General features: G+C 63.5%; 6 protein-coding genes. 5 read left to right on the plus strand and 1 reads right to left on the minus strand.

Annotated elements, in window-relative coordinates; all coding sequences use genetic code 11:
• Positions 1-77: 77 nt before the first annotated feature.
• On the plus strand, positions 78-1,364 hold the full coding sequence (locus tag EN935_RS15815) for an FAD-binding oxidoreductase (RefSeq protein ID WP_109670593.1): 1,287 nt from the start codon (positions 78-80) through the stop codon (positions 1,362-1,364).
• A 362-nt stretch (positions 1,365-1,726) separates the two neighbouring features.
• Complete coding sequence (locus EN935_RS15820; RefSeq protein WP_164757879.1) at positions 1,727-2,590, plus strand: SH3 domain-containing protein; 864 nt, start codon at positions 1,727-1,729, stop codon at positions 2,588-2,590.
• A 112-nt stretch (positions 2,591-2,702) separates the two neighbouring features.
• Here the strand turns inward: EN935_RS15820 and EN935_RS15825 are convergent, their stop codons facing one another.
• On the minus strand, positions 2,703-3,449 hold the full coding sequence (locus tag EN935_RS15825; protein WP_126067705.1) for an SDR family oxidoreductase: 747 nt from the start codon (positions 3,447-3,449) through the stop codon (positions 2,703-2,705).
• A 315-nt stretch (positions 3,450-3,764) separates the two neighbouring features.
• On the opposite strand from EN935_RS15825, the gene zwf reads away from it, so the two are divergent.
• The 3 genes from zwf to EN935_RS15840 all read left to right on the plus strand — a co-directional run.
• Entirely contained in the window at positions 3,765-5,234 is a 1,470-nt protein-coding gene (gene zwf / locus EN935_RS15830) for a glucose-6-phosphate dehydrogenase (protein WP_109670254.1), read from the plus strand.
• Positions 5,216-5,932, plus strand: a complete 717-nt coding sequence (pgl, locus tag EN935_RS15835; protein ID WP_127265513.1) for a 6-phosphogluconolactonase — start codon at positions 5,216-5,218, stop codon at positions 5,930-5,932. Before zwf ends, pgl begins: the two co-directional genes overlap by 19 nt.
• A 71-nt stretch (positions 5,933-6,003) precedes the next feature.
• The coding region (locus tag EN935_RS15840) for a dihydroxy-acid dehydratase (protein WP_127373434.1) at positions 6,004-7,173 on the plus strand (1,170 nt) is incomplete at its 3' end.

Consider the following 7,173-nt stretch of genomic DNA (forward strand, 5'->3'; position numbering starts at 1 on the left):
CCTACTGCCCTACTGCCCTACTGCCCTACTGCCCTACTGCCCTACTGCCCTACTGCCCTACTGCCCTAGGACTTCTCATGCCTTACCAATCCCCGATCTCCCCCGGCCGCTCCTGGTACGAGGACACAGCCGGCCCGAGACCTGAATACCCGGCGCTGGATGGCGACCGGACATGCGATGTCGTCATCATCGGGGGCGGCTTTACCGGTCTGTCGGCGGCAACCCATCTGGCCAAGGCGGGCACCAATGTCGTGCTGATCGAGGCGTATCGCTTCGGTGATGGCGCCTCGGGGCGCAATGGTGGTCAGCTCGGCACCGGCCAACGCGCCTGGGCAGAGGAGCTGGAAGCCGAGTATGGCTTCTCCCGCGCCAAGGCGCTGTTCGATCTCGCCGAAGAGGCGAAGACGCATCTCCTCGAATTCACTGCCGCCAACCAGATCGATATCGACTATATGCCGGGCCAGCTCTCGGTGGCGCACAAGCCGCGCTACGTCGACGACTACAAGGCGCATGCCGAGACCATGGCGAGCCGTTTTTCCTACCCGCATATTTCGTTCATGGATGCCAAGGAGACGGCGGAGCGGTTGGGCTCGACCGCCTATTTCGGCGGGACGCGCGACACCGGCACTGGCCACATCCACCCGATGAAGCTGGTGATCGGCACGGCGCGGGTGGCAGCGCAAGCGGGCGCGCAGCTGTTCGAGGGAACCCCATCGACCGGCATCATTTCCAATGGCGGCAAGGTCAAGGTTTCGACACCGAGAGGCACGGTGACCGCGCAGAAATGCCTGATCGCAGTCAATGCCTATGGCGGCACGCTCGAGCCGGTGAGTGCGGCGCACATCATGCCGATCGGTTCCTTCATCGGCGCGACCGTTCCTCTGGGCGCGGACTCAGACGTGCTGCCGGGCGGCGAGGCGGTCGACGATTCCCGCTTCGTCGTGCGCTATTTCCGCAGATCGAAGGACGGGCGATTGCTGTTCGGCGGACGCGAGGTTTATGGCGTCAACGATCCGAAGGACATCCACATCCACATCCGCCGCCAGATCGCGGAACTCTATCCGGCACTCAGGGATGTCGAGATCACGCATGGCTGGGGCGGCTATGTCGGCATCACGGTGCCGAGAAAGCCGTTCGTGCGCGAAGTGATGCCCAATGTGATCTCGGCCGGCGGCTATTCCGGCCACGGCGTCATGCTGTCCAACTTCTTCGGCAAGCTCTATGCCGAAACCGTTGCCGGCAACCGCGACCGGCTGAAGCTGATCGAGGATCTGAAAATCCCGCAGTTCCCCGGCGGCCGGCGCTTCCGCACGCCACTGCTGTTCCTGGCGCTCAACTGGTTTGCGCTACGGGACAGGATATAGAGCCTGTTCCGTCCCGACGGAAACAGGATCGGTTCCATCTGCTGGTTGGCATGATTTTTGGCGAGGGCCTGAAGCCACTTTCGGGATCCTGCCTCAGGCTGGACAGGATCGTTCTGAATTCCTGTAATATTGCTGTAATATTTGTTGCCGTAGCGGCACATTGCAGAATCCCCGGCAAAGGTGCAGAATCGCAGGAAGGCGTAGTGATGCCACAATCGCCGGCAAAAGATGCCGGTTGTGGGCGACTGACGGGGAATTCTGCGGGCTTGCCCGCTTTGGTTTCTTGGGACCGATGCAGATCTGGCGCCAGGTTCTTGGCATTCGATCGAAAGAACATCGGCCCGCTTATGGAGGTGGCAAGAGTGAGAGAGCCCTTCAGTTTCGGTACGCCGGAACGTCGGCGCTTTGCCATGCAGTTCGGATATGACATGCGGCCGTCCTTCTGGCAGGAAGTCCGTTCGAATTCGCATCTGGTGATCGCCGCGATCGGCACCGCCGCACTGCTTGGCGTCGCCGCGGTGGCACTGTGGCTGGCTTTGCCGGCCAATGACAGGCAGGCGGCCGCGAGCCCCGAGCAGACCATTCCGACCATTCCGGTGAAAACGACGAAAATCGCCCCGGTGGGGGCCGCAGTCGCTGCGGCGGCCGTGCCGCAGGCGCGCAAGTCCGACGCGGTTTCACCAAGTGTGGCGGCCGCGCAAACCAACGTACAAGCACTCGCGGCCAACGATCCTCGTTGGACCGGTTCGCAGCCGAAGGCTGCATCCGCTTCGGACGCGCCTGCTCCCAGCCAGATGGCGAACCAGGCCGAACAGGCGCCGGACAAGCCGACGGCGGCATTCGTGCAGCCGGCAACCGATACTGATGCCAGCACCGAACTCGCCAAGGTTGCCGCGCCGACCGCAGCGGCGGGCAGCCATCCCGATGGCGCACAAACCGCAGCCATCCCCACGGTGCAGCCGCAAGTGCCGGAGCAGCAGCCCGCGGCGGCGGAAAGCGACGGCAGCCAGGCCAAGGCGAAGCCCAGGAAGCTCGCAGCCGCCGGAACGGGGCGTATCCTGAGGACCGTGACCATGCGAAGCGGTCCGAAGAAAAATGCCGCCGCCATCGGCACGGTGCCGGCGAGAACCTCGGTGCAGGTAATGAGCTGCAAGCAATGGTGCCAGATCACCTACAACGGCAAGACCGGCTGGGTCTACAAGAGCTACATCAAGACCGGCGCCTGACAGCCACCGCAACCTGTCGCCGAAACGCTGGCTGCGTTGGCGTACCTCTTGTTTTGGTGCATTTCGTTGCCCCAAAATCGCTTCGCACTTTTGGGCGACATACACCAGGCTTTCAGATACAGCGGCCGCCGTCGACCTCGAGCGCCACACCGGTGATGAAGGCCGCCTCGTCCGAGGCAAGCCAGAGCGCTGCGTTAGCAATGTCGAGTGGCGTCGAAAGCCGGCCGAGCGGGATCGATGCCCGAAACTTCTCGCGGATTTCGGGCGTATCGGCACCCATGAACTTCTCCAGCATGCCGGTCTCGCCGGCAACCGGACAGAGGCAGTTTACGCGGATGTTCTTCGGCGCGAGTTCCACCGCCATCGATTTGGTGGCGGTGATCGCCCAGCCTTTCGACGCATTGTACCAGGTGAGACCCGGTCGCGGCCGCAGACCTGCGGTGGAGGCGGTGGTCAGGATGACGCCGCCGCCTTGCCGTTCCATGATCGGCACCACGGCCAGCGCCGCGTGATAGATCGCCTTCATGTTGACCGCGGTGATCAGGTCGAAGGTTTCCTCGTCGACATTGAGCATGTCGCCGTTGCGATGGGTGTAGCCGGCATTGTTGACCATGATGTCGATGCGGCCGAAGGCGCTTTTGGCGGCATAGACCATCTCGTCGAATTCGGAGCGCAGCGAAACATCCGTCTGGGTCCAGATCGCCGCTTCACCAATATCGCTGGCGACGCGCTCCGCACCCTTGGCATTGAGATCGGCGACAACGACCCTGGCGCCCTCCTCGGCAAAGCGCCTGGCGATGCCCTCGCCAAAGCCCGACGCGGCACCAGTGATGACGGCAACCTTGTTTTCCAGACGCATGTTTTTCCCGCTCATGACTGGTGACGGTCTACCAGTGCGCCAACGGCGCTCATCCGCGCAAAGCCACGGCTTCTGACCGGATTGGTCGAAAGATGTGCGGTCATTGCCGATTTCTTCTTTGGCTTTCGCCTCGATCCCGCTCTATGCTGCAACTGCGAAGGCTTCCGGAGCCGCGCCTGTCGACAAGCCCCCAGGTCATCGGACTGTCAAGGGGCAGGCGCATACACCCAGATGTGACACCATGGCACTGGAAAATTTAAATCGATTAGATTATATCAGCCGCGTCACAGCGACCGGCGTCAAAGCGGACAGACCATGACCAGCCAGATCATCCCCGTCGACCCTTTCGACTTCATCATTTTCGGCGGCACCGGCGATCTGTCGGAGCGCAAGCTTCTGCCGTCGCTCTACTATCGCCAGCGCGACCATCAATTCTCCGAGCCGACGCGCATCATCGGCACGTCACGCTCGAAGATGAGCGATGAGGAATTCCAGGCCTTCGCCAAGCAGGCGATCTCCGAGCACGTCAAACCGGCCGATATCGACGCCAAGGAACTGAAGACCTTTCTGGCACGCCTCTCTTATGTCTCGGCCGATGCGACAAGCGGGGCCGGATTCGACAAATTGAAGAAGGCGATCGGCGACAGCGACCGCATCCGCGCCTTCTACCTGGCGGTGGCGCCAGCGCTGTTCGGCGATATCTCGCATAAGCTGAAAGAGCACAATCTGATCACGCCGAACTCCCGCATCGTGCTGGAGAAGCCGATCGGCCGCGACCTTGCCTCGGCGCAAGCGCTCAACGACCTGGTCGGCGACGATTTCCACGAAAGCCAGATCTTCCGCATCGACCACTATCTCGGCAAGGAGACGGTGCAGAATCTGATGGCGCTGCGCTTTGCCAACGCGCTGTACGAGCCGCTGTGGAACTCCGCCCATATCGACCACGTGCAGATCACCGTGGCCGAGACCGTTGGGCTGGAAGACCGCGTCACCTATTACGACAAGGCCGGCGCGCTGCGCGACATGGTGCAGAACCATATGCTGCAGCTCTTGTGCCTCGTCGCCATGGAAGCGCCGTCGTCGATGGATGCAGACGCGGTGCGCGACGAGAAGCTGAAGGTGCTGCGGGCGTTGAAGCGCATCAACGGCAACGAGGCGCCGAAGCACACCGTGCGTGGCCAGTACCGCGCAGGCGCCTCGGCCAGCGGAGCTGTAAAGGGCTATGTCGAGGAGCTTGCCCACGACAGCAACACCGAGACCTTCGTCGCCATCAAGGCCGAGATCGGCACCTGGCGCTGGGCGGGCGTTCCGTTCTACCTCAGGACCGGCAAGCGGCTGGCGACCAGGGTTTCGGAAATCGTCATCGAATTCAAGCCGATCCCGCATTCGATCTTCGGCGACAGCGCCGGGCCGATCTTCGCCAACCAGTTGGTCATCCGGCTGCAGCCCGACGAAGGCGTCAAGCAGTTCATCATGATCAAGGACCCGGGTCCGGGCGGCATGCGGCTGCGCCAGATCTCGCTCGACATGAGCTTCGCGCAATCCTTCGATGGCCGCGCGCCGGATGCCTATGAGCGGCTGATCATGGATGTCATCCGTGGCAACCAGACCCTGTTCATGCGCCGCGACGAAGTCGAGGCGGCGTGGAAATGGATCGACCCGATCCAGAACGCCTGGGAAAGCGCCAGACAGGAAGCGCAGGGCTATACGGCAGGCACCTGGGGTCCCTCGGCCTCGATAGCGCTGATCGAACGTGACGGGCGGACATGGCACGAGAGCAATTGAACAGCGCCGCCTATAGCTGGAACGGCTTCGCCGAGCGCCAGGAGCTGGCGGCCGCCCTTGCCGGTCATGTTGCCGGCCGCCTGACCAAGGCAATAGCCGAGCGCGGCACAGGGCTGCTCGCCGTCTCCGGCGGCACCACGCCGGCAAAATTCTTCGTCGCCCTTTCGGCGATACCCATCGCCTGGGACAAGGTGATCGTGACGCTGGTCGACGAGCGTTTCGTGCCAGCCTCCTCGCCGCGTTCCAACGCCGGGCTGGTGGCCGCCAATCTGCTGCAGAACGCGGCCAGGGCGGCGCGTTTCGTGCCGCTCTATCACGAAGCCACCAGCATCGAGGATGCGGCTTCATCCGACAATGCAGCGCTCCAGTCCCTGCCCTGGCCGCTCGATGTCGTCGTGCTCGGCATGGGGCCGGATGGCCACACCGCCTCGTTCTTTCCCGATGCCGACGACCTGGCAACGCTGCTCGACCCGTCTTCCGACAGGATCGTGCTGCCGGTTCATGCGGCAAGTGCGGGCGAGCCGCGGCTGACCCTGTCGCTGGCGCGCATCGTCGATGCCGGCTTCATCGCGCTGCACATCGAAGGCGAAGACAAGCGCGCCGCCTTTGACAGCGCGGTTGCGCCTGGACCGCGAAAGCCAATTCGCGCCGTGCTCGACGCCGCGCGCGGGCCCGTAGAGGTTTTCTGGGCACCCTGATTTGAACTTGCTGAGGGTCCCGGCGGACAGCCGGATTGTGTTCCGGGACCTCGCCTGAAAGGACCGACACCATGACCGCCAGACGCGACATCGAAGCCATTACCGAGCGCATCCGCCAGCGTTCAAAGCCAGGCCGCGAGCGCTATCTCAGCCGCATCGCCGAGGCATCGAACCGCACCGCCAACCGGGCCGTGCTGTCGTGCGGCAATCTTGCCCACGGCTTTGCGGTGTGCAGCCCCTCGGAAAAGCTGGCACTGGGTGCGGACAAGGTGCCGAACCTCGGCATCATCACCTCCTACAACGACATGCTGTCGGCACATCAGCCGTTCGAGACCTTTCCGGCGCTGATCAAGGACGCGGCACGCGAAGCCGGCGGCATCGCGCAGGTGGCCGGTGGCGTGCCGGCAATGTGCGATGGCGTCACGCAAGGCCAGCCCGGCATGGAGCTGTCGCTGTTTTCGCGCGATGTCATCGCCATGGCCGCGGCGATCGGCCTGTCGCACAACATGTTCGACGCCGCCGTCTATCTCGGCGTCTGCGACAAGATCGTGCCGGGGCTGGTGATCGCAGCCCTCACCTTCGGCCATCTGCCGGCGGTGTTCATTCCGGCCGGGCCGATGACGACCGGCCTGCCCAATGACGAAAAAGCCAAGGTCCGCCAGCTCTATGCCGAGGGCAAGGCAGGACGCGCCGAACTACTGGAGGCCGAGTCCAAATCCTACCATGGGCCAGGCACCTGCACCTTCTACGGCACGGCGAATTCCAACCAGATGCTGATGGAAATCATGGGCCTGCACACGCCGGGCGCGTCCTTCGTCAACCCCGGCACGCCGCTGCGCGAGGCCTTGACCCGCGAGGCGACCAAGCGGGCGCTGGCGATCACCGCGCTGGGCAACGCCTATACGCCGGTCGGCCGGATGATCGACGAGCGCTCGATCGTCAACGGCGTCGTCGGCCTGCATGCCACCGGCGGTTCGACCAATCACACCATCCACCTGATCGCCATGGCTGCGGCGGCCGGCATCGCCATCACCTGGCAGGACATTTCCGATCTTTCGGAAGCGGTGCCGCTGCTGGCGCGGGTCTATCCTAATGGTCTCGCCGACGTGAACCATTTTCACGCCGCCGGCGGGCTCGGCTTCCTGATCCGCGAACTGCTCGACGAAGGCATCCTGCACGAGGATGTGCAGACGGTATGGGGCGAAGGCCTGCGGCCCTACGCGGTTGAAGCAAAGCTTGGC

It is taken from the genome of Mesorhizobium sp. M7D.F.Ca.US.004.03.1.1 (assembly GCF_003998635.1).
Lineage (GTDB): Bacteria > Pseudomonadota > Alphaproteobacteria > Rhizobiales > Rhizobiaceae > Mesorhizobium > Mesorhizobium loti.

Bases quoted from the DNA above. Each gene is read 5' to 3' on its own strand.
- EN935_RS15815 (WP_109670593.1), top strand. From the start codon at position 78: ATGCCTTACCAATCCCCGATCTCCCCCGGCCGCTCCTGGTACGAGGAC.
- pgl (WP_127265513.1), top strand. From the start codon at position 5,216: ATGGCACGAGAGCAATTGAACAGCGCCGCCTATAGCTGGAACGGCTTC.
- zwf (WP_109670254.1), top strand. From the start codon at position 3,765: ATGACCAGCCAGATCATCCCCGTCGACCCTTTCGACTTCATCATTTTC.
- EN935_RS15825 (WP_126067705.1), bottom strand. From the start codon at position 3,449: ATGCGTCTGGAAAACAAGGTTGCCGTCATCACTGGTGCCGCGTCGGGC.